This is a genomic window from Streptomyces sp. NPDC091292, assembly GCF_044757265.1.
Lineage (GTDB): Bacteria > Actinomycetota > Actinomycetes > Streptomycetales > Streptomycetaceae > Streptomyces.
The window spans coordinates 76788-97626 of sequence record NZ_JBIVUQ010000008.1 but is presented as its reverse complement, the minus strand read 5'-3'; the positions used below and the strand labels follow the sequence as shown (position 1 = coordinate 97626).

Sequence of the window (20839 nt, the reverse complement as noted above, 5' to 3'; positions counted from 1 at the left end):
CTCAGCGCGCGGGCCCGAACCGCCGCGCCAGATACGCGGCGAACGTGCCCCGCCCCACGGCCCGTTCCGGCGTCAGATGGCGGCCCTCGCGCAATGCCCGGTACACCCCTCCGGCGAGCCGCACCGGCACGATCCGCCGCCGGCGTCCGGTGGCCCCCAGATAGGCGCCGGCCAGCCCCGGGAAGCCCAGCACCTCGGGCCCGCCCATGTCGGGGACCCGCCCGGCCGGTGCCCCTTCGGCGAGCGCGGCGAGCCGGTCGGCGACCTCCGCGACCTCGATCGGCTGGTCGGCGACCCCGGCGGGGACCGGCAGCAGCAGCGGCGTCCGCGCCAGCCCCTGGAGCAGCGAGACGACCAGATCGTGGAACTGCGTCGTCCGCAGCACCGTCCAGCCGAGCCCCGACTCCTCGACGATCCGCTCGACCTCCCGCTTCTGCCGGTAGTAGCCGAGCGGGACCTCGTCCACGCCGACGATCGAGATGTACACGAGGTGCCCGGTGCCTGCCTTGGTCAGCGCCGCCACCAGGTTCCGCGCCGCCCCGACGTCCCCGCGCTGCGCGCTCGCGCAGTGCACGACGGTGTCCACGCCCTCCACCGCCGCGTCCAGACCGGCGCCCGTCCGCAGATCGACCGCGTACCGCTCGGCGTGCCTGCTCAGCACCCGCACCTCGTGCCCCCGGGCGCGAAGCCGCTCGCTGACGAGGCTGCCCAGCGTGCCCGTGCCGCCGGTCACCAGGATCGTGGTCATCGCAGGTCAGCCCCTAGTTCCATGGTGCGATGCTCCCCTGTGGAGCGCCGCCTCACCACCTAGGACCGGCGAGCGGCCCGAAGTGTGACAGGGGCCGGTCCGAGGCCGGAGGTAGTACGCCGGAGGGCGCCCCTATAGCGTGGGGCCGTGGCACGCATCGTGATCGTCGAGGACGACGACACCATCGGTGCCAGGCTCGCGGCGGCGCTGCGCACCCTGGGACACGACGGTGAGTGGTGTCCGGACGGCGCGACGGCCCTGGCCCGCGCCGACCGGGGGTCCGCCGATCTCGTCCTGCTCGACCTGGGACTGCCCGACACCGACGGCTTCGAGCTGTGCCGCCGGCTGCGCGAGCGGCTGCCGGACGCGGTGCTGGTCGTCCTCACCGCCCGCACCGGCGAGATGGACGTCATCCAGGCCCTGGAGTCCGGCGCCGACGACTATCTGACCAAGCCGTTCCGGCTCGCCGAACTCCACGCCCGGATAGCCGCCCATCTGCGCAGGTCGGCGCCGCGCGGCAACGGCGAAGGCGACGGCGGCCCAACCCGTATCTGCCATGGCGTCCTCCGCATCGACCGCGCGGCCCGGCGCTGCTTCACGCCGACCGGCGAGGTCGGACTGCGGCCCAAGGAGTTCGACCTGCTGGCCCGGCTCGCCGCGTCGCCCGGTGAGGCGGTGAGCCGCGAGGACCTGATGAGCGACGTCTGGGACGAGAACTGGTTCGGCTCCACCAAGACCCTCGACGTCCATGTCGCCGCGCTCCGCCGCAAACTCGGCGACCGCGTCCGCATCACCACCCTCCGGCACTTCGGCTACCGCCTCGAACCCCCCGAGGAGCGCTGACCGTGCGCCGCCGCATCCTGCGGGCGACGGTCGTCGCGGTGGTGTGCGCGGTGGTCCTGTTCTCCGTACCGCTGGCCGTCGCGACGCTGCGCCTGTACCGGCAGGACGAGGTACGCGAACTCCAGCAGCTCGCCGACCGGGTCGCCGTCAGCGTGCCCGCCGACGTCCACGCACCCGGCGACCCGATGGAGTTCCCCGCCGTCGAGTCCGGTACGCGGATCGCCGTGTACGACTCCGGCGGCCGGCTCGTCGCCGGCTCGGGCCCCGCGCGCGGCGACGGACCCGTCGGCCACGCACTCGGGGGCGGCGCGACCTCGCGGCGCGTCGGGGACCTCCTGGTCGCCGCCGTCCCGGTCGGCTCCGGCGAACAGGTGCGGGCGGCGGTCCGGGTCAGCTCCCCGGCGTCCGAACCGCTGCGCCGGGCCGCCCTCACCTGGGCGGGCATGCTCGGCCTCGCGGCGGTCGCGGTCGGCGTCGGCGCGGTCCTCGCGATCCGGTCCAGCCGCCGCCTCGCCCGCCCCCTGGAAGCCCTCGCCGCCACCGCCGTACGCCTGGAGACCGGCGACCTCACCGCACGCGCCTCGCCCTGCGGACTCCCCGAGGCCGACGAGGTCGCCACCGCGCTCAACCGCGCCGCCGAACGCATCGAAGGGCTGCTCCGCCGCGAACGCGCGTTCAGCGCCGACGCCTCGCACCAACTGCGGACCGCGCTGACCCGGGCCCGCCTCGAACTGGAAAGCGCACTGACGACGGGTACCGCTCCGCAGGACCCGTACGACGCGATGCGGACCGCGCTGGACTCGCTCACGCACATGGAGACCACACTCGGCGATCTGCTGTCGCTCGCCCGCGACGCGCCCGAGCAGGCACCGCTCGACGTGCGCGTACTGCTGGCCGACGCCGAACGGCGCTGGCACGGCGAACTCGCCGCCGCCGGGCGCCCGTTGCGGATCGTCGCCGAGGACGGGCTGCCCGCGGCCGTCGGCTCGCCGCGCGCGGGCCGCCAGGTCCTGGACGTCCTCCTCGCCAACGCCGCCGCGCACGGCCGGGGCGCCGTGACCGTACGGGCCAGGGACGCCGCAGGGGCCCTCGCCGTCGATGTCGAGGACGAGGGCCCCGGGCTCCCCGACGGGCTGGACGCCTTCGCCAGGCGCCAGGACGCCGGAACCGGTCACGGGATCGGGCTCGCGCTGGCCCGCTCCCTCGCGGAGGCGGAGGGCGGGCGCCTGATGCTCTCCCGCCGATCTCCGCATCCGCGCTTCACCTGGCTGGTCGCGAGCGGCGAGGTGAGCGCCGATGCGGGCGCCGACGACGAGCCGCGCCCCTGATGAGGGGCGGTCCGCTCACGGCTGGGGCGGGTCCGCTCACAGCTCCTTCAGCTCCGTGAGCGGTGGCTGCCTGGCGTGCCGTACCGCCGTCCAGGCCGCCGCGCCCAGAGCCGCCGCGACCGCCGCGGCGAGCACGCCCAGGTAGACCCAGGGCACGGCGAGCGTCGCGGGTGGCGGGTCGAAGACGCCGGTCAGGACCTTGACCAGCATCTGCGACAGGGCCCAGCCGAGCACGGCGCCGCAGGCCGCGCCCGCGACGGCCACGAGGGCCGCCTCGCTCCACACGAAACCGGACAACTGCCGTCCCCGGGCGCCCAGGACGGACGCCAGCGCCAGCGTGCGCCGCCGCTCCGTCAGCCCGAGCGCGAGCACCAGACCACCCGCCGCGGCGCCGATGACCAGGGCGAAGCCGAGTTCGACGCGGGTGAGTCCGCTCAGGTCGACGGCCGTGAGACTGGAGCCCGTCACCGTACGCGTCGACGGCAGATCGGTGACCTGGGCCGCCGGACCGAGCGCCGACCGCACCCGCTCCGCGACCGCGCGCTGCCCGCTGCCGCCGGTGTCCACGAGCAGCGTGCCGACCGCGTCACTGCCGGTCGCCTGCGCCACGTACGCCGCGTTGGCGACCAGGAAGCTGTCCTTCGGCGCCGTCGGGAACTCCTTGACGATCCCCTCGAAGTGGAAGGACACGGTACGGAGTTGATGCGTCCGGCCGTCCTGGAGGCGCAGGCGGACCTGGTCCCCGGGGTGCAGCTGGAAGTCGTGCGCGGTCTCGGCGCTCACCAGCAGCCCGTCGGGCCGCGCGGCCAGCCGGTCCATCAACTGCCGTGCGGTGCCGCCCGAGAAGTACGCGTCCTGGAGCTGCCCCGCGCCGACCACGCTCGACGGCCGCACCCCGTACAGATCCTGAAGGTCCGGACCCACGTACGCGAACCGGTGCTGCAAGGGCTCCACGTCCCGCACCCCCGGCAGCCCCGCGATCCGCGCCGCGTCCGCCGGGCCCGTGGTGGCGCCGGGCGACTCGGTGACGGTGACATCGGCGCCGTTCGTCAGCACCGAGTCGACCTCGGCCTGCTGCTGGTAGGTGGAGTTGAACACCGCCGTCGACGCGGCGAACGCCGTCGCCAGCGCGAGCAGCACCACCGCCCGCAGGACCGTGCCCCGCTGCCGCGACAGACTCGCCGCGACCGTCCCGGACAGCGGACCGGCGGCCGGGCGCAGCAGCCGCGCGAGGACCGGCCGGCCCCGGCGCAGCAGCAGATCCACCAGGAGCCAGGCCAGCAGCGCCCCGCCCGCCCACAGCAGGGCCGGACCGGCGAACGCCCAGTAGTCCACGGACAGCGTCGGAGTGCCCTCGGGCGCCAGGACCAGTGCGTAGTTCGTGGCGCTGGTGACCCGGAACACCGCGAGCGACGCCGCGAGCAGCCCGGCCGCCAGCGCCCACCACGCGGTACGCGGCACCGGGCGCCGCTCCACCGAAGCCCGCCCGGCGACCACCGTGGCCGCCTTCAGATCCCGGCGCACCGGCAGCAGCACCGTCGCCCCCGCGATCAGCGCGCCCACGCCGAGCGCGACACCCGCCCATCCGGCGTCGAAGGTCCCGGCCGTGCCGAACGCGGTACGCCCCAGCAGCGCGGCGACCCCGAGGCCGACCGCGCCGCCGACGACCGCCACGATCGCGGCCTCCACCGACGCCAGACCGATCAGCCGCCCCGCCGACGCGCCACGGGTCCTCAGCAGCGACTGCTCCCTGCGCCGCCGCGCCGCGCCCGCACCGGCGACCGCCGTGGTCAGCGCCCCGGCGAGCAGCGCACCGGGCACCCCGAGGAACAGGAACAGCAGTTGGGCGTAGAGCGCGTCCGAGCGGGCCGCGTCCAGGACCGCGCCCAGGTTGTCCCCGACGACCCCGGCCCCGGCGAGCCGCACCTCGGTGTGGTGCGCGCTGCCGGTCGCCGCCGTGTACGCGGACGCCGGGTCGTGCGGCAGCGTGTGGTCGCGGCGAGCGTGCACCTGGTCGTGGACCAGGTCGGTCCTGGCCTTGGCCAGCGGGTCGAAGGCCGTGTGCCAGTCGGCCTGGGGCAGCAGCAGTACGTTGTCGGGCGGCGCGGACGGCTGCGACTGCGGCGGCGCGCCGACCTTCTGGAACATCGAGTCCGCGTGCGGCAGATCCACGACACCGTCCACGCGGACCTCGACCGGGGGCAGCCCGGCCCGGCCGACGGACACCGTGTCGCCGGGCGCCGCGTGCAGGTTGGCCGCGGTCTGCTGGGCGAGCAGCACGCCGTCACCGCGCCCGGCCAGCACCCGGACCTCGCCCGGGAAGGCCGCCGCGTAACCGGGCGGCAGACCCAGGACCATGCCGGGCCCTGTGGTCTGCGCGGTGCCGCCCGTGGTCGCGGTCAGACCGCTGGTGTCGGCGTAACCGACGGGCAGCGCGGCCTTGGTGCCGGGGTCGGCGCGCACGGCGTCGAGGACGGCGCGCGCGTCGGCGCCCGTCGTCACCTGCACCTGCCAGTCGACGGGGACGCCGCGTACGGACTGGGCGGTCATCGTGGCGCGGGTCGCGCCGAGGAAGCCGCCGAGCGCGGCGAGCAGCGCCACGGCCGTGGCCACGCCGACGGCCGCGCCGAGCAGCCGCCCGCCACGCCGCCGCAGCAGACCGGAGAGCCAGATCCTGATCATCGGGGGTGTCCTCCTTGGCCGTCCCGGCCGTGGTGTGCGTCGCCCTGTTGCCGTCCGCCGTGGCCGTCCGGGGCGTCGGGCCCGTCCGGGCCGCGGCGCTGCTGGTGGCCGTCCGGGGGCTCCGGCCTGCGCGAACCGTCCGGACTGCCCGGACTGGCCGAGCCGTCCGAGCCGTCGTGGCCGTTCGGCCGGTCGCGGCCCAGGCGGTCGTGGCCGTCCCGGCCGTCGTGGTGGTCGACCCCGTCGTCCTGCGCGCCGCCCCCGCCCTGGGCGCCTCGCCGTTCGTGGCCCGCTCCGTCCCCGTCACCGCCGCCGGAAATCTCGTGGCCGTGGATCAGCCGTCCGTCCGCCATGTACCAGCGCTCGTCCAGCTCCCTGGCGACCCGCTGGTCATGGGTGGTCACCAGGACGGCCGCGCCCAGCTCCGCGGCGGCGGTCAGCAGCACCGTGAGGACCTGATGGCCCGTCTCACGGTCCAACTGGCCGGTCGGTTCGTCGGCGAGGACGAGCCGGGGGCGGCGCGCGAGGACCCGGGCCACGGCGACCCGCTGGGCCTGGCCCGCGGAGAGTTCGTCCGGGAGCCGCGCGGCCAGCGCGCCGAGGCCCAGACTCTCCAGCGCGGCCAGCGCCCGCGCGTCGGCCTCGGCCGCCGGTACGCCGTCGATGCGCAGCGGAAGCGCCACGTTCTCGGCGGCGGTCAGCGGCGGCAGCAGGCTCGGCCCCTGGAAGACGACCCCGATGTGCCGGGCGAGGACCTCGGTCGCGGGACGGCCGTCTCCGGGGGAGTGGTCCGACATGCCCGGCGCGGCCGATCCGGAGCCGCCGAGTCCGGGATGTGTCACCCGCCCCGCCGTCGGCCGGTCGAGTCCCGCCATCAGATGCAGCAGTGTCGACTTGCCCGAGCCGGAGGGCCCGACCACCGCGATCCGCGCACCCGGCAGGACCTCGCAGGTCAGCCCGTGCACCGCGACGACCGCACCGGCCCCGCTCCCGTACGTACGGGCCACGTCGGCGCAGCGGACCAGCGGCGCACCGACCGCCCGCACCTCCGGCGTGTTCCTGGCGTCCAGCGCGTCCATCACGTCCACCTCCCGTCCCGCATCCGCAGCACCCGGTCCGCCGAGCCCGCGACGGCCCGGCTGTGGGTGACCACGACGACCGCCGTCCCGGCGGCGGCGCGCTCCCGCAGCAGGGCGAGCAGCCGCCGCTCGGTCTCGCCGTCGACCTCGCCCGTGGGCTCGTCCGCCAGCAGCACGTCCGGCGCGTTGGCCAGCGCGACCGCGAGCCCCGCGCGGGCCGCCTCACCGCCGGACAGCTCACGCGGCAGGGCGCCCGCACGCGCGCCGATGCCCATCTGGTCCAGCAGGTCCTCCGGCGCGGTCCGGTCCCTGCCGGGCACCAGGCGCTGCACCAGCGCGATGTTGTCCCGCACGGTCAGGTGCTCCAGCAGATTCCCCGACTGGAACAGCACCCCGATGTGCCGGGCCCGGACACCGCCGCGCTCCCGCTCGGCGCGGTGGCTCAGCCGTTCACCGGCCACGTGCACCGTGCCGCCGTCCGGTTCGTCGAGTCCGGCCAGGCAGCTCAGCAGCGTGGTCTTCCCCGACCCGGAAGGCCCGGTCACCGCGACCGTCTCACCGCGCTCCACCTCCAGACCGACACCCTGGAGGGCGAAGGTCTCCTCGTCACCCGCGCGGAAGAACCGGTACAGGGACCGCGCTTCGAGCACCGGGGCGGCCATCACGACCACTGGAACGAGTCGGTGACGATCCGCCAGGGGTCGACGTTGTCCGCGCCCACCGCACCGGACAGCGTCAGCACGGCCGCGCCCTTGCCCGCCCGGTAGAACACGTACCGCTGCACATCGAGCGGCAGGGACTTGCCGGTGACCTGGTCGGGCGGCGAGTCGGCCCGGTACTCGGCGAGCACCGCCCGGCCGCTGCTGCGCTGCACTTCGGCGACCTTGACCAGGCTGAAGTTCTTGCTCGCGGCCTGTACGGCCGGAATGTCCTGGGAGCGCACCGAGTCCACGGTCGGCGCCGACGCGGCCGACACGCGCTCGACGCGCACGGTGTTGAACTTGTCGCTGAACACGGTCGCCCCGCCCTGCTCGGTACGGGACCATCCCTCCGGCACCTTCACGGTCAGGCCGCCGCCGGACGGCGAGAACGGCACGAACACCTGGGTGTCCGGGATGTCACCGGGCGGATTGGACTCCGCGGGCACGGCACCGGGCGACGACGGGGAAGCCGCGGAAGCTGAAGAAGACGAGGCGGCGGACGACGAGTTCGACGACGCATCCGACGACGAGGAACAGGCGGCTGCTCCGGCAGCGGTGACCAGGACAAGACCGGTCACGGCGGCGGCGAGCGGACGACGCATGGGACGGCACCTCCACAGGGGTGCGGGGCGGCGGGGGCGCCGGCCCGCTTTCGACCTTCGTCCCCGACGCTAGGAGCACCCTGGACAGCGCCCGCCCTGCGCACGGTTAGCGCCCGGTTAACACCCGGACCCCGCTGTGCCGATGCGGCGATTCCCGGTCAGCCGCGCGCCAGTTGGCGCCCCGCGAACTCCAGCTTGTCCGGGTTCAGCACCGCGTGGACCGCGACGATCAGCCCGTCGCGCGTCTCGAACGACGCGACGGCGGCCAGCGTGTCCCCCCGCCACGCGAGCAGCGCCGGCGCACCGTTGATCTCGGCGGTCGCCAGTCGCATCTCGGCGGCGAACCGGGCCGCGCCGCGCGTCAGGAACCGCAGTACCTTCTCGCGCCCCTCGATCGGCCGGCGCGCCGCGGTGACCCGCCCGCCACCGTCGCCCCACCAGGTCACGTCCGACGCGAGCAGCTTCTCCAGACCGGCGAGATCCCCTTCGCGGGCCGCCGTGACGAACGCCCCCACCAGCCTCCGCCGCTGCTCGGGCGTCGCCTCGAAGCGGGGTTCCGGTACGGCGATTCGCGCCGCCGCCCTGCGGTACAGCTGACGGGAGTTGGCCGCCTCGATGCCGAGCACGTCGGCGATCTCACGGTGGCCGTACGCGAACGCCTCCCGCAGGACGTACACGGCGCGCTCCGTCGGCGTGAGGCGTTCCAGGAGGACGAGGAGCGCCGTGGACACCGCGTCGCGCCGCTCGGCGGAGTCGAGCGGTCCGAGCGTGCCGTCCGAGGTGAGCACCGGCTCCGGCAGCCACGGCCCCGCGTACCGCTCGCGGCGGGCACGGGCCGACGTCAGCCGGTTGAGGCAGAGGCGGGTGACCACTGTCGCCAGCCAGGCCGCCGGGCGCTCGATCGCCGCCCGGTCCGCTCCGTGCCAGCGCAGATAGGCGTCCTGCACCGCGTCCTCGGCCTCGTCGGCGGAGCCGAGCATGCGATACGCGAGACCGAACAGCCGGGGACGGAGGGGTTCGAACTCGTCGGCGGGCGCACTCGTCACCGCACCAGCCTGGCAGAACCCCCGTGCCACCACGGACCCGGCGGCGGGCAAGGGCCGGAGAGTCCGCCGCCGGGCGTTCCGCCGGACGCGTATACGCGTCCATGGGCAGGGCCTTCTCCTTGGGGGTGGGGCCGAGGCTAGGGAGCATCCGCTCCCGCCGTCAATAGGTATGGACCACTCGGCGGAAGCCTCCCTCTGTGCGCCCCGTACGCGCCCCTGTGAGCCAGCCCACATGGGTTCACTCGCATGGCCGCATATCAGCCGTGGCAGACTGGTTCCGTACCAGAAGCAGCGCACTCCGGGGTCGGTGAAAGTCCGAACCGGCGGTTACAGTCCGCGACCCGGCCGCCTCCAGCGGCCGGTTGACCAGGTGAAACTCCTGGACCGACGGTTAAAGTCCGGATGGGAGGCAGTGCGCGGCGGGCGGGCACAGGTGTGCGCGTCGCGTCGGTTTTCGTCCATGCCGGACGACCGCCGTCGTGCGTCCCCGGTGTCATCACGCCCGCTTCTCTGTCGTCATCGACAGGCCCCGGAGTCCGTGCCCGAAGAGGCAGGAGGACCCGGTGGCCACCGCAGCCGAAGCGACCGCCATGCGACGCGCCGTCGCACTCGCCGCCCGCGGACTCGGCTCCACCAGCCCCAACCCGGTCGTCGGCTGCGTCCTCCTCGACGCACACGGCGAGACCGTCGGCGAGGGCCACCACCAGCGCGCCGGAGGCCCGCACGCCGAGATCCACGCCCTGCGCGCGGCCGGCGACCTGGCCCGTGGCGCCACCGCCGTCGTCACCCTCGAACCCTGCGCCCACACCGGCCGCACCGGCCCCTGCGCCCAGGCCCTCGTCGACGCCGGCGTCACCCGCGTCGTGTACGCCGTGGCCGACCCCGACCCCACCGCGACCGGAGGCGCCGCCGTCCTGCGCGCCGCCGGGATCGACGTCGAGGCCGGACTCCTCGCCGCCGACGCCGAGACCGGCAACACCGCCTGGCTCACCTCCGTACGCCTCGGCCGCCCCCATGTGACCTGGAAGTACGCCGCCACACTCGACGGACGCACCGCGGCGGCCGACTCCACCAGCCGGTGGATCAGCTCCGCCGCGTCCCGCGCCGACGTGCACCGGCTGCGCGCCGAGAGCGACGCCGTCGTCGTCGGCTCCGGCACCGCACGCGCCGACGACCCGCACCTCGCCGTACGCGGCCACGACGGCGCGACCCAGCCGCTGCGGGTCGTCGTCGACACCACCGCCACCGCCGTCAAGCCCGGCGCCCGGGTCCTGGACGGAGCGGCGCCCACCCTGATCGCCGTCGCCGAGGACGCCGACGCCCGCCACCTCACGGCCACCGGCCACCGTCCCGAAGTCGTCCGGCTGCCGCGCGCCACGACCGGCCACGGCGGACTCGACGTCCTCGCCCTCCTCGACGCCCTCCACACGCGCGGAGTCCGCTCCGTCCTCCTCGAAGGCGGCGCGACCCTCGCCGGGGCCTTCGTCGCCGCGGGCGCCGTCGACCGCGTCATCGGCTATCTCGCACCCGTCCTGCTCGGCGCCGGACCCGCCGTCCTCACCGGCGCAGGAATCACCACCCTCACCGAAGCGTTGCGGCTCGACGTGGTCGAGACCCACCGCATCGGATCCGATCTGCGCATCACCGCCGTCCCCGTACCGAAGGAGCACTGACGTGTTCACCGGAATCGTCGAAGAGCTGGGCGAGATCACCGCCGTCGAGGAACTGGGCGACGCCTCCCGCTTCCGTCTGCGCGGCGCCGTCGTCACCGAAGGCGCCCGGCACGGCGACTCCATCGCCGTCAACGGCGTCTGTCTCACCGTCGTGGACCTCGAAGGCGACGAATTCACCGCCGACGTCATGGCCGAGACCCTGAAGCGGTCCAGCCTCGGCGCCCTCGGACCCGGCTCCCGCGTCAACCTGGAACGGCCCACCGCCGTCGGCGCCCGCCTCGGCGGCCACATCGTCCAGGGACACGTCGACGGCACCGGCACCGTCATCGCCCGCGAACCGTCCGCACACTGGGAGATCGTCACCGTCTCCCTGCCCGGAGAACTCGCGCGTTACGTGGTCGAGAAGGGCTCCATCACCGTCGACGGCGTCAGCCTCACCGTCGTCGACGCGGCCCCCGACCACTTCACCATCAGCCTCATCCCGACCACCCTCGCGCTGACCACGCTCGGCATCAAACAGCCCGGCGACCCGGTCAACCTGGAGGTGGACGTCATCGCCAAGTACGTCGAGCGGCTGCTCGGCGACCGCGCGGGCGGGGCGTCCGGCCCGGCGTCCGGCACCGCGTCCGGCCCGGAGGGGAGCGCCGCGTGAACTGGCTCAACTCCGAGGCGTTCACCGCCTTCGGACAGCACGTCATCTGGTCCGACCTCACCGGCAACACCATCGGCCTGATCGCCCTCGCCCTCGGCTGGCGCCGCTCCCTGTGGACCTGGCCCGCCCAACTCCTCTCCGGCGCCGTCCTGATCGCCGCCAACATCTCCGTCCAGCAGGCCGGAGGCGTCGGCAAGCAACTCGTCGTCATCGCCGTCGCCGTATGGGGCTGGCGGGCCTGGACCCGGGGCAGGCAGGACGCCCAGGACGGCTCCATCGCCGTCCGCTTCGCCACCTGGCGCGAGCGCGCGTACCTGGTCGGCGGCGCCGCCGTCGGCACCTTCGCGGTCGGCGGCCTGTTCACCGCGTACCCCTCACTCTCGTGGAGCCCGTGGGCCGACGCGTACGTCTTCGTGGGCACCCTCGCCGCGATGTACGCGCAGGCACGCGGCATGGTCGAGTTCTGGTTCGCCTGGCTCCTCGTCGACCTGGTCGGCGTACCGCTCAACTTCCGCAGCGGCCTCGCCTTCTCCGGTCTTGTCTACATCGTGTACGGCGCGCTCGTCCTGTGGGGCATGCGCGACTGGTGGCTGCGCTCACGCGCCGCCGCACGGCCCGTCCTGGAAGGAGCCACGGCATGACCGCGACACCCGTCTGGTACCGCACCGGGCACGACGAGGACCTCTCCGACTTCGCGCTCGACCCCGTCGAACGCGCCGTCGCCGACATCGCCGCGGGCCGGCCCGTCGTCGTCGTGGACGACGAGGACCGCGAGAACGAGGGCGACCTCGTCATCGCCGCAGAGAAGGCCACGCCCGAGATCATCGCCTTCATGATGAGCGAGTGCCGGGGCCTCATCTGCGCGCCCATGGAGGGCGACGAACTGGACCGGCTCCAGCTCCCGCAGATGGTCGAGCAGAACACCGAGTCGATGCGTACCGCGTTCACCGTCTCCGTCGACGCGAGCGGCGCGCACGGCGTCACCACCGGCATCTCCGCCGCCGACCGCGCCACCACCCTGCGCCTGCTCGCCGGAGGTACCGCGGGCGCCGGCGACTTCGTGCGCCCCGGGCATGTCTTCCCGCTGCGCGCCAAGCCCGGCGGCGTTCTCGCCCGCAACGGCCACACCGAGGCCGCCGTCGACCTGGCCCGGCTCGCCGGACTGCGGCCCGCCGGTGCCATCGTGGAGATCGCGGGCGAGGACGGCCGGATGCTGCGGCTGCCCGAACTCGTCCCCTTCGCCCGCAAGCACGGCCTGACGATCATCTCCATCGAGGACCTGATCGCCTACCGCCTGGCCGCCGAGCCGACCGTCCGCCGCGAGGCCGAGGTCCGGCTGCCCACCGCACACGGTGACTTCACGGCGTACGGCTACCGCTCCACCGTCGACGGCGTCGAACACGTCGCCCTCGTGCACGGCGAGATCGGCGACGGCGACGACCTGCTCGTACGGGTCCACTCCGAGTGCCTGACCGGCGACATCTTCCACTCGCTTCGCTGCGACTGCGGACCGCAGCTCCAGGCGTCCATGGAACGCATCACCGCCGAGGGCCGCGGCGTCGTCGTCTATCTGCGCGGCCACGAGGGCCGCGGCATCGGACTCCTGTCGAAGCTGCGCGCCTACGAACTCCAGGAGCGCGGACGCGACACCCTCGACGCCAACCTGGAACTCGGCCTGCCCGCCGACGCCCGTGACTACGGCGCGAGCGCCCAGATCCTCCAGGACCTCGGCGTCCACAGCCTGCGCCTGCTGACCAACAACCCCGACAAGACGCAGGCGCTGGTACGCCACGGGCTCGACGTCACGGGCCGTGAGCCGATGCCCGTCCAGGCCGGCGAACACAACCTGCGGTATCTGCGTACCAAGCGCGACCGGATGGGCCACGACCTGCCCTGGCTGGACACCACGGCGGTCTCGGCCTGCGGCAACCAGTAACCACCCCTGAACACTCGAATGGCACGAAGGAGCAGCGCGTGAGCGGCAAGGGCGCACCCGAACTGAGCGTGAAGAACTGCGGAGACCTGCGGGTCGCGGTGATCGCCGCCCAATGGCATCAGCAGGTCATGGACGGCCTGGTCGACGGCGCCCTGCGCGCCCTCGGCGAACTCGGCATCGACGAGCCCACCGTCCTGCGCGTCCCCGGCAGCTTCGAACTCCCCGTCGTCGCCAAGGTCCTCGCGGGCCGCGGCTACGACGCGGTGGTCGCCCTCGGCGTCGTCATCCGCGGCGGCACCCCCCACTTCGACTATGTGTGCCAGGGCGTCACCCAGGGCCTCACCCAGGTGTCCGTCGACACCGGTGTGCCCATCGGCTTCGGCGTCCTGACCTGCGACACCGAGCAGCAGGCACTCGACCGTGCCGGGCTTGAAGGGTCCAGCGAGGACAAGGGGCACGAGGCGGTCACCGCCGCCGTCGCCACCGCGGCCACCCTGCGTACGGTGTCGGAACCCTGGCGTTAGTGCTGTCGTCACTGCCTGGCGCCAGGGCCCGGAACCCTGGCGTCAGAAGGGCACCCACGGCCGCGTAAAGTAAGCACCACCATGTCCAAGAAGACGTTCGAAGAGCTGTTCACCGAGCTTCAGCACAAGGCCGCCCACGGCGATCCCGCCACCTCGCGCACCGCCGAGCTGGTCGACAAGGGCGTCCATGCCATCGGCAAGAAGGTCGTCGAGGAGGCCGCCGAAGTCTGGATGGCCGCCGAGTACGAGGGCAAGGAAGCAGCCGCCGAGGAGATCTCGCAGCTCCTGTACCACGTTCAGGTGATGATGGTCGCGCGGGGGATCTCCCTCGACGACGTGTACGCGCATCTGTAGAGCGCACACCCGCACACCCCACCACCGGCGCCCCGTACCGCACACCCCTGTCAGTACCGCACCGCTCCGCACCACGCTCCCACGCAAAGGAAATGGGCCTCATGCTGCGCATCGCCGTCCCCAACAAGGGTTCACTGTCCGGACCTGCGTCGGCGATGCTCCATGAGGCCGGCTACCAGCAGCGCAGGGAGTCCAAGGAACTCGTCATCGTCGACCCCGGGAACCAGGTCGAGTTCTTCTATCTGCGCCCCCGCGACATCGCGATCTACGTCTCGTCCGGCCGCCTCGACATCGGCATCACCGGCCGCGACCTGCTGATCGACTCCGGCGCCAACGCCGAGGAGATCCTGCCCCTCGGCTTCGCCCGCTCCACCTTCCGCTTCGCCACCCGGCCCGGCACGGCCCAGGGCGTCTCGGACCTCGGCGGCCTCACCATCGCCACCTCCTACGAGGGCATCGTCGACAAGCACCTCGCCGACAACGGCATCGACGCCTCCGTCGTCCACCTCGACGGCGCCGTCGAGACCGCGATCGAACTCGGGGTCGCCCAGGTCATCGCCGACGTCGTGGAGACCGGCACCTCACTGCGCAACGCGGGCCTCGAAGTCATCGGCGAGCCCATCATGACCTCCGAGGCCGTCGTCATCCGGCGCACCGGGGCGGACACGTCCGAGGCCGCCGGGCCGAAGGTGCAGCAGTTCCTGCGGCGCCTCCAGGGCGTCCTCGTCGCCCGGACGTACGTGATGATGGACTACGACTGCCGCGCCGAGCACCTGGAACAGGCCGTCGCCCTCACCCCCGGCCTGGAGTCCCCGACGATCTCGCCGCTGCACAACGAGGGCTGGGTCGCGGTCCGCGCCATGGTCCCGGCCAAGGAGGCCCAGCGCATCATGGACGACCTCTACGACCTCGGCGCGCGGGCCATCCTCACCACCGCCATCCACGCCTGCCGCCTCTGACACGCCTGTCGTCCCTGACACGCGTGCCGTCCCCGATGGAACCCGCAGCCGACCAAGGTCCCGGAGCCATGCCCCCGTCACCCGCACCCCTCGCGCCGCCCGCCCTGCCCGTCACCTTCCGGCCTGGCCGCACCCGGGCCGTCCTGCTCGTCTCGGGCGTCGTCCTCCTCGTCGCGCTCACGGTGATCGCGCTGATACTGCCCGACCTCAACCCGGGGGAGCGGCTCAGCTTCGTCTTCGTCGGACTGATCTGCCTCGCCTCGCTCGCGCTGCTCGCCCGGCCCAAGGTCACCGCCGACCCGTCCGGTGTGACCGTCGTCAACATCGCCTCACGACGGCGCCTCGACTGGGCGGAGATCCTTCAGGTCAACCTCCGCCCCGGCGACCCCTGGGTCTTCCTCGACCTCAGCGACGGCACCAGCCTGGCCGCCATGGGGATCCAGCCCGGTATCGCCAGGGAACAGGCCATCCGGGACGCACGGGCCCTGCGCGCCCTGGTCGAGACCCGCGGCGGCTCCGACACCGAGGGGCACGCCGCACCACAGGGCTGACCCGGGGACAAGTCGAACATCAGGGCTGACTCGGCGCCGTCCACCCTGACCATCCGGGCCGTGTCTTGATGAGGGCCTGTCCGGCGGATCATCTCGGAGACGCGGGGTCTGGCACGCACATCTGCGGCGTTGTCGTCGGTTGCCGACGCTCCGCGTCGCCGCCCTCCTCCGCCTTGCATCTGCACGCACCAGACCCCGCTTCCGGCTGTCTACGGGAGCCGTTACAGTCCTCCGACCTGATCCGCCGGACAGGCCCTAATCTGTTGGCGGGGCACTCTCGCTGGTGTGCCCCGCCCCGGCATCGGCCCGCCCGGACCGCACCGGGGCTCCTGCTACCCGAGGAGTGACTCCCTCCGGCGATGGACGGATCGTCCTGTAGTACCTGCGCCACCCCCTCCCGACACAGCGCGGCCCCGCTTCGCGCCGGTGTGGAGGCGGTGGCATGAGCGTCTCGCTGCTGCTCCTCGGAGCGGCATTCCTGTTGATTCTCGCCAACGGATTCTTCGTGGCCGCCGAGTTCGGCCTCGTCACCGTCGAGCGCCCCGACGCCGAGCGGGCCGCGGCCGACGGCGACCGGCGGGCCCGTACGGTCGTGAACTCCCTCAAGGAGCTGTCCTTCCAGCTCTCCGGCACCCAGCTCGGCATCACCATCACCTCGCTGGTGGTGGGCATGCTCGCCGAACCGGCGCTCGCCGACCTCCTCGCCGGACCCTTCACCGCCGCCGGGCTGCCCGGCGGCGCCGTGCCCGGGGTCTCCGTGGTCGTCGGCATGCTCCTCGCGTCCGCCGTGCAGATGGTGATCGGGGAACTCGTCCCCAAGAACTGGGCGGTGTCGCGGCCCCTCCAGGTCGCACGGTTCGTCGCCGGACCGCAGCAGGTGTTCGCGCTGCTGTTCCGCCCGGTGATCGCCGCGCTGAACGCCGTCGCCAACCGGCTCGTGAGGACCCTCGGCGTCGAACCCACCGCCGAACTCGCCTCGGCCCGCACCCCCGGCGAACTCGTCTCGCTCGCCCGGCACTCCGCGCTGGCCGGCGCCCTGGAGCAGGACACGGCCGACCTGTTCGTCCGCACCCTGTCCCTCGGCGACCTCACCGCACAGCATGTGATGACCCCGCGCGTGAAGGTCAGCGCCCTCCAGTCGTCGGCGACCGCCGAGGACATCGTCAACCTCACCCGGGCCACCGGACTGTCCCGCTTCCCGGTCTACCGGGACCGCATCGACGAGATCGTCGGCATGGCCCACCTCAAGGACGCGCTCGCGGTGCCCGCGCGGGACCGGCTGCGGACCCCCGTCGGCCGGATCGCGGGGCCGCCGCTCCTGGTGCCCGAGACGATGCCGGTGCAGCCGCTCCTGGAACTCCTGCGCAGCGAGCAGCCCATCGCCGTAGTCGTCGACGAGTACGGCGGCACGGCCGGGGTCGTCACCCTGGAGGACATCGTCGAGGAGATCGTCGGCGAGGTCCGGGACGAGCACGACGGCCAGGACCTGCCGGAACTCGCCCCCGCGCCGCCCGAGGACGGGCGCCCCGCGTGGGACGTGGACGGCAGCTGCCGCGTGGACACCCTCCTGCGCATCGGCCTCGAAGCGCCCGAGGGACCGTACGAGACCGTCGCCGGACTCGTCGCGGACCTGCTCGGGCGCATCCCCGCGCCCGGGGACCGCGCCGAACTTCCCGGCTGGCGCCTCGCGGTACGGCAGGTCGGGCACTACCGCGCCGAGCGGGTACGGATCGTGCGGACCGTCGACGTGCCGGCGCCCGGCTCGCCGGTACCGGACGCGGCGTACGGGAAGACCCTGACCGGTGCGGAGGCGTCCCGATGAGCCTGGTGCAGCTCTTCTTCGCGGGGCTTCTCGTCCTCGTCAACGGCTTCTTCGTCGGTGCCGAGTTCGCGCTCGTCTCCGTGCGCCGCAGCCAGATCGAACCGCTCGGGACCGCGCGGGCGCGGCAGGTCCTGTACGGCCTGGAGCATCTGCCGCAGATGATGGCCGCCGCGCAGTTCGGCATCACCGTCTGCTCGCTGACGCTCGGCGCCGTCGCCGAACCGACCGTGGCGCACCTCCTTGAGCCGCTGTTCGTGGGGATGCATCTGCCGGAGGGTCTGATCCATCCCCTCGGGTACGTCATCGCGCTCGCCCTCGTCGTCTTCCTCCACCTCGTCATCGGCGAGATGGTCCCGAAGAACCTGGCGATGGCAGCGCCCGAGAGGACGGCGCTGTGGTTCAGCCCCGGCCTGGTGGCCTTCGCCCGGCTGTGCCGCCCGGTGACGGTCGCCCTGGGCGCCTGCGCCCGGGTGATCCTCCAGGTGTTCCGCGTCGAACCGAAGGACGAGGTCGAGGCCGTCTTCACCAGCGAGCAGCTGAACCGGCTGGTCGAGGACGCGGGGCAGGCGGGGCTTCTCGACCCGGAGGAGCAGGAGCGCCTGGGGGACGCACTCGAACTGGGCTCCCGCCCGGTCACCGACGTCCTCCTGGACCGGGCGTCCCTGGTCACCGTCGACCCGTCGGTCACGCCGGGACAGGTGGTCGACCTCACCGCACGCACCGGGTTCTCCCGGTTCCCGGTCTGCGCGGAGAGCGGCGCCTTCATGGGGTACCTGCACGTCAAGGACGTCCTGGACCTGATCGGCCCGGCCGACAGCGAGCGGGCGGTGCCGCAGCAGTTGTGGCGTCCGATGACGACGCTGCGGGCCGAGCTGCCGCTGGACGACGCCCTGACCGTGATGCGCCGCGCCGCGACGCATCTCGCCCAGGTGGCCGACGCCCAGGGCCGCGTCCTGGGCCTGGTCGCCCTGGAGGACGTCCTGGAACTCCTGGTGGGAGAGGTACGGGACCCCACCCACCGGCCGTTGCCCCCACCGGCCCGCCCGGTGACGCCACCTCGCCCGAGCCCTCAGGAGGCCCTGACCTCCTGAACCGGGCCCCCGCCCCGGCGGCTTGCCGATCTGATCCGGTCCGGTCCGGTCCCATCCGGTCCGGCCCGGTCCGGCCCGGCGGTCACTGGGGCGTGGGCCCCCGGCCCGACAGCACCTCTCCGTACGCCTGCATCAGGTCCGCGAGGCGGATCGTGGCGAGGTCGTCGCGGGTGGGTGCCCCGGTGTAGCCGGAGAGCCGCAGATCCCGGTACGCGCAGCTCTTCTCGTACAGCGTCCGCAGGAAGCGGCCGTTGCCCAGCTCGTCGATCCAGCCCTGGTCCACGACGTGGCCGCTGATCGAGCGCAGCTCGTCCACGGCCTCCTCGTCCCACACGTCCCCGTTCTCGGCGGCGAGCACCTCGCCGATCGCGGTGAGTTCCAGCGGCCGGTACGAGGGGAAGTCGACGCGCGTCGTGAAGCGGGACGACAGGCCGGGGTTGGCCGCGAGCAGCCGGTCCATCCCCTCGGGATATCCGGCGAGGATCACCACCAGGTGGTCCCGGTTGTCCTCGGCCCGCTTGAGCAGCACTTGAAGGGCCTCGTCGCCGTACGCGTCGCCCTTGCCGTACCCCGAGTTGGAGAGCGCGTACGCCTCGTCCACGAACAGGACACCGCCGATCGCGGAGTCGATGAGTTCATTGGCCTTCACGGCGGTCTGCCCCAGATACTCGCCGACGAGATCCGCCCGCTGGGCCTCCACCAGATGGTCACCGCCGAGCAGTCCGAGCGCGTAGAACACCCGCCCGAGGATGCGCGCCACCGTGGTCTTGCCCGTACCGGAAGGGCCCGAGAAGACGAAGTGTCGTTTCGGCGGCTGCACGGGCAGCCCCTGCCCGACCCGGAGGCGGGCCATGTTGAGCTGCGCGGACAACGCCTTGACCTGCCGCTTCACCGGTTCCAGGCCCACCATCCGCTCCAGCTCGGACAGCGCCTCCTCCAGCAGTGCCGGATCGGCGGGCCCCGGCAGCAGCGGCGGCACCGGCACGGCCGCCTTCTCGCGGAACGCGTCCGTCACGTCCCCGGCCGACGGCAGATCCGGCTCGCTCACCTTGAGGTCGCGGCCCTCGCCGCCGTACAGCGGGTCGACCCCGTCGGGCCCCTCCATCACGTCCTGCCCGAACCCGGCCAGCGTGATCGACGCCAGGTCCACCGATTCGTCGTACCCGTCGCCCTCGGATATCGCGGCGAGCCGCGCCGAGGTGTCCATGAAGACGGGGTCCACCCGGTGCACGGCCCGGTACAGCGGCAGCGCGGCGGCGCTGCGTCCGGTGCCCTCGTGCGCCCGCGCCAGCCAGTACCGCAGCTCCTTGCGCTGCGGCTGCTCGCTGCGGCAGCGCATCAGCGAGGCCGAGAGCAGCGGTTCGGCCTGGCCGAACATCTCCAGGCGCACCCGCGCCATCCCGCCGAACAGCCCCGCCTCTATCCCGAGCATCGGGTCGTCGATCAGCGGGTCGGTGTGCCGCACCAGCCGGTCCCAGTCCTTGACGAGATAGGCGCGGCACGCGTGCAGGAACCGTACCTGCGGATCCGCGTCGACCGGCGGCAGCCCGGCGAGGGCCCGGTCCAGCTCGGGCACATGGCGGCCGTCGAGCCAGTGCGAGGCGTGCGCGAGCAGCAGATCACGCGGCGATTCGAGCACCGGCTGCACCCACCAGCCCAGCCAGTACCAGGAGTTGAGGGTGCGCCGGTGCCGGGTGCGCTGTTCGCCGAAGCGGTCGCGGTGCCGGAACATCCGCAGCAGCGCGGTCGTCGTGTCGACCCGCAGCGCGTGCAGCCCGAGCCAGGCGTCGGCCATCCCCGGATCGATCCGTACAGCGGCCCTGAACTCCTCCTCGGCCTGCGGATACGCGCCCATCGTGTAGGCGTCGACGCCTCTCAGCCAGGCGAGGTCGGCAGGGCCCGGTGCGCCCTGGGTGCCGAAGTCCATCACGTCCCCCACAAACCGTGCCCCCGTGGTGGGCCGCCGGGCCGGTGCCCGTCGGCGTCCTTCGTCGAACCGCTGTGCTGTGGACGGGAGTTGGTTCGGTGCGGGTGTGCCGCCGTCCGATGGTCGCACCGCAACGCATCGTACCTGCGGTGCCGTTGTCGGCCGAAGGGTGCCGTCCGCGTGGGTTGCGCGGGCGGAAGCACGTGGGGCGCACACGGAGTGGTAACCGAGGGTAAGCGTTCGCGGGGTCGCGGCGGGGGCGCGAGGGGTGCGAAGGGGACGCAAAGGGCAGAACGAAGCCCCCGATCACGGGGGAACAAC

19 protein-coding genes and 1 riboswitch are annotated in these 20839 nt (G+C 73.4%); of the genes, 12 read left to right on the top strand and 7 right to left on the bottom strand.

Annotation, left to right across the window (positions count from 1 at the left end; translation table 11 throughout):
- Window position 1: 1 nt before the first annotated feature.
- On the bottom strand, window positions 2-748 hold the full coding sequence (locus ACIQNU_RS22645) for an SDR family oxidoreductase (RefSeq protein ID WP_401369236.1): 747 nt from the start codon (window positions 746-748) through the stop codon (window positions 2-4).
- A gap of 147 nt (window positions 749-895) precedes the next feature.
- On the opposite strand from ACIQNU_RS22645, the gene ACIQNU_RS22640 reads away from it, so the two are divergent.
- On the top strand, window positions 896-1591 hold the full coding sequence (locus ACIQNU_RS22640) for a response regulator transcription factor (RefSeq protein ID WP_401369234.1): 696 nt from the start codon (window positions 896-898) through the stop codon (window positions 1589-1591).
- A 2-nt stretch (window positions 1592-1593) separates the two neighbouring features.
- Window positions 1594-2919, top strand: coding sequence for an ATP-binding protein (locus tag ACIQNU_RS22635; RefSeq protein WP_401369232.1), 1326 nt, complete (start codon window positions 1594-1596; stop codon window positions 2917-2919).
- Window positions 2920-2955: 36 nt separating this feature from the next.
- Here the strand turns inward: ACIQNU_RS22635 and ACIQNU_RS22630 are convergent, their stop codons facing one another.
- From ACIQNU_RS22630 to ACIQNU_RS22610, 5 genes are all read right to left on the bottom strand, one after another.
- Entirely contained in the window at window positions 2956-5601 is a 2646-nt protein-coding gene (locus tag ACIQNU_RS22630) for an FtsX-like permease family protein (protein ID WP_401369229.1), read from the bottom strand.
- A complete protein-coding gene (locus ACIQNU_RS22625) occupies window positions 5598-6680 on the bottom strand; it encodes an ATP-binding cassette domain-containing protein (RefSeq protein ID WP_401369226.1) in 1083 nt (360 codons plus the stop codon). The genes ACIQNU_RS22630 and ACIQNU_RS22625 overlap by 4 nt, the downstream gene beginning before the upstream one ends.
- On the bottom strand, window positions 6680-7342 hold the full coding sequence (locus ACIQNU_RS22620) for an ABC transporter ATP-binding protein (protein ID WP_401369223.1): 663 nt from the start codon (window positions 7340-7342) through the stop codon (window positions 6680-6682). Before ACIQNU_RS22620 ends, ACIQNU_RS22625 begins: the two co-directional genes overlap by 1 nt.
- On the bottom strand, window positions 7342-7983 hold the full coding sequence (locus tag ACIQNU_RS22615; RefSeq protein ID WP_401369221.1) for a hypothetical protein: 642 nt from the start codon (window positions 7981-7983) through the stop codon (window positions 7342-7344). Before ACIQNU_RS22615 ends, ACIQNU_RS22620 begins: the two co-directional genes overlap by 1 nt.
- Before the next feature lie 158 nt (window positions 7984-8141).
- Window positions 8142-9029, bottom strand: coding sequence for an RNA polymerase sigma-70 factor (locus tag ACIQNU_RS22610; RefSeq protein WP_401369219.1), 888 nt, complete (start codon window positions 9027-9029; stop codon window positions 8142-8144).
- Window positions 9030-9318: 289 nt separating this feature from the next.
- Window positions 9319-9449: riboswitch (FMN riboswitch) on the top strand.
- A gap of 143 nt (window positions 9450-9592) precedes the next feature.
- On the opposite strand from ACIQNU_RS22610, the gene ribD reads away from it, so the two are divergent.
- The 10 genes from ribD (at window position 9593) to ACIQNU_RS22560 (ending at window position 18591) form a co-directional block, all read left to right on the top strand.
- Window positions 9593-10702: a bifunctional diaminohydroxyphosphoribosylaminopyrimidine deaminase/5-amino-6-(5-phosphoribosylamino)uracil reductase RibD gene (gene ribD / locus ACIQNU_RS22605; protein ID WP_401369216.1), complete on the top strand. Its 1110-nt coding sequence runs from the start codon at window positions 9593-9595 to the stop codon at window positions 10700-10702.
- Window position 10703: 1 nt separating this feature from the next.
- Window positions 10704-11354 carry a riboflavin synthase gene (locus ACIQNU_RS22600; RefSeq protein WP_401369214.1) on the top strand — a complete coding sequence of 217 codons (651 nt, stop codon included), beginning with the start codon at window positions 10704-10706 and terminating at the stop codon, window positions 11352-11354.
- Complete coding sequence (locus tag ACIQNU_RS22595) at window positions 11351-11995, top strand: nicotinamide riboside transporter PnuC (RefSeq protein WP_401369211.1); 645 nt, start codon at window positions 11351-11353, stop codon at window positions 11993-11995. Before ACIQNU_RS22600 ends, ACIQNU_RS22595 begins: the two co-directional genes overlap by 4 nt.
- Entirely contained in the window at window positions 11992-13290 is a 1299-nt protein-coding gene (locus ACIQNU_RS22590) for a bifunctional 3,4-dihydroxy-2-butanone-4-phosphate synthase/GTP cyclohydrolase II (RefSeq protein WP_401369209.1), read from the top strand. Before ACIQNU_RS22595 ends, ACIQNU_RS22590 begins: the two co-directional genes overlap by 4 nt.
- Window positions 13291-13328: 38 nt before the next feature.
- Window positions 13329-13814 carry a 6,7-dimethyl-8-ribityllumazine synthase gene (ribH, locus tag ACIQNU_RS22585; RefSeq protein ID WP_401369206.1) on the top strand — a complete coding sequence of 162 codons (486 nt, stop codon included), beginning with the start codon at window positions 13329-13331 and terminating at the stop codon, window positions 13812-13814.
- Window positions 13815-13895: 81 nt separating this feature from the next.
- Window positions 13896-14168, top strand: coding sequence for a phosphoribosyl-ATP diphosphatase (locus ACIQNU_RS22580; RefSeq protein WP_004990764.1), 273 nt, complete (start codon window positions 13896-13898; stop codon window positions 14166-14168).
- A 101-nt stretch (window positions 14169-14269) separates the two neighbouring features.
- A complete protein-coding gene (gene hisG / locus ACIQNU_RS22575; protein WP_401369203.1) occupies window positions 14270-15127 on the top strand; it encodes an ATP phosphoribosyltransferase in 858 nt (285 codons plus the stop codon).
- A 68-nt stretch (window positions 15128-15195) separates the two neighbouring features.
- Entirely contained in the window at window positions 15196-15678 is a 483-nt protein-coding gene (locus ACIQNU_RS22570) for a PH domain-containing protein (RefSeq protein WP_401369200.1), read from the top strand.
- A 442-nt stretch (window positions 15679-16120) separates the two neighbouring features.
- The gene (locus tag ACIQNU_RS22565) at window positions 16121-17500 is read left to right on the top strand and encodes a hemolysin family protein (RefSeq protein WP_401369197.1); all 1380 of its coding nucleotides are present in this window, start codon (window positions 16121-16123) and stop codon (window positions 17498-17500) included.
- Window positions 17497-18591, top strand: coding sequence for a hemolysin family protein (locus ACIQNU_RS22560; protein ID WP_401369194.1), 1095 nt, complete (start codon window positions 17497-17499; stop codon window positions 18589-18591). The genes ACIQNU_RS22565 and ACIQNU_RS22560 overlap by 4 nt, the downstream gene beginning before the upstream one ends.
- 82 nt (window positions 18592-18673) lie before the next feature.
- On the opposite strand, the gene ACIQNU_RS22555 is transcribed toward ACIQNU_RS22560, so the two are convergent.
- Window positions 18674-20518 carry an AAA family ATPase gene (locus tag ACIQNU_RS22555; protein WP_401369192.1) on the bottom strand — a complete coding sequence of 615 codons (1845 nt, stop codon included), beginning with the start codon at window positions 20516-20518 and terminating at the stop codon, window positions 18674-18676.
- Window positions 20519-20839 lie beyond the last annotated feature (321 nt).

Coding starts and splice junctions, on each gene's coding strand:
- hisG (WP_401369203.1), top strand. CDS start 14,270: ATGCTGCGCATCGCCGTCCCCAACAAGGGTTCACTGTCCGGACCTGCG.
- ACIQNU_RS22560 (WP_401369194.1), top strand. CDS start 17,497: ATGAGCCTGGTGCAGCTCTTCTTCGCGGGGCTTCTCGTCCTCGTCAAC.
- ACIQNU_RS22580 (WP_004990764.1), top strand. CDS start 13,896: ATGTCCAAGAAGACGTTCGAAGAGCTGTTCACCGAGCTTCAGCACAAG.
- ACIQNU_RS22565 (WP_401369197.1), top strand. CDS start 16,121: ATGAGCGTCTCGCTGCTGCTCCTCGGAGCGGCATTCCTGTTGATTCTC.
- ACIQNU_RS22645 (WP_401369236.1), bottom strand. CDS start 748: ATGACCACGATCCTGGTGACCGGCGGCACGGGCACGCTGGGCAGCCTC.
- ACIQNU_RS22615 (WP_401369221.1), bottom strand. CDS start 7,983: ATGCGTCGTCCGCTCGCCGCCGCCGTGACCGGTCTTGTCCTGGTCACC.
- ACIQNU_RS22555 (WP_401369192.1), bottom strand. CDS start 20,518: ATGGACTTCGGCACCCAGGGCGCACCGGGCCCTGCCGACCTCGCCTGG.
- ACIQNU_RS22620 (WP_401369223.1), bottom strand. CDS start 7,342: ATGGCCGCCCCGGTGCTCGAAGCGCGGTCCCTGTACCGGTTCTTCCGC.
- ACIQNU_RS22590 (WP_401369209.1), top strand. CDS start 11,992: ATGACCGCGACACCCGTCTGGTACCGCACCGGGCACGACGAGGACCTC.
- ACIQNU_RS22630 (WP_401369229.1), bottom strand. CDS start 5,601: ATGATCAGGATCTGGCTCTCCGGTCTGCTGCGGCGGCGTGGCGGGCGG.
- ACIQNU_RS22570 (WP_401369200.1), top strand. CDS start 15,196: ATGCCCCCGTCACCCGCACCCCTCGCGCCGCCCGCCCTGCCCGTCACC.
- ACIQNU_RS22625 (WP_401369226.1), bottom strand. CDS start 6,680: ATGGACGCGCTGGACGCCAGGAACACGCCGGAGGTGCGGGCGGTCGGT.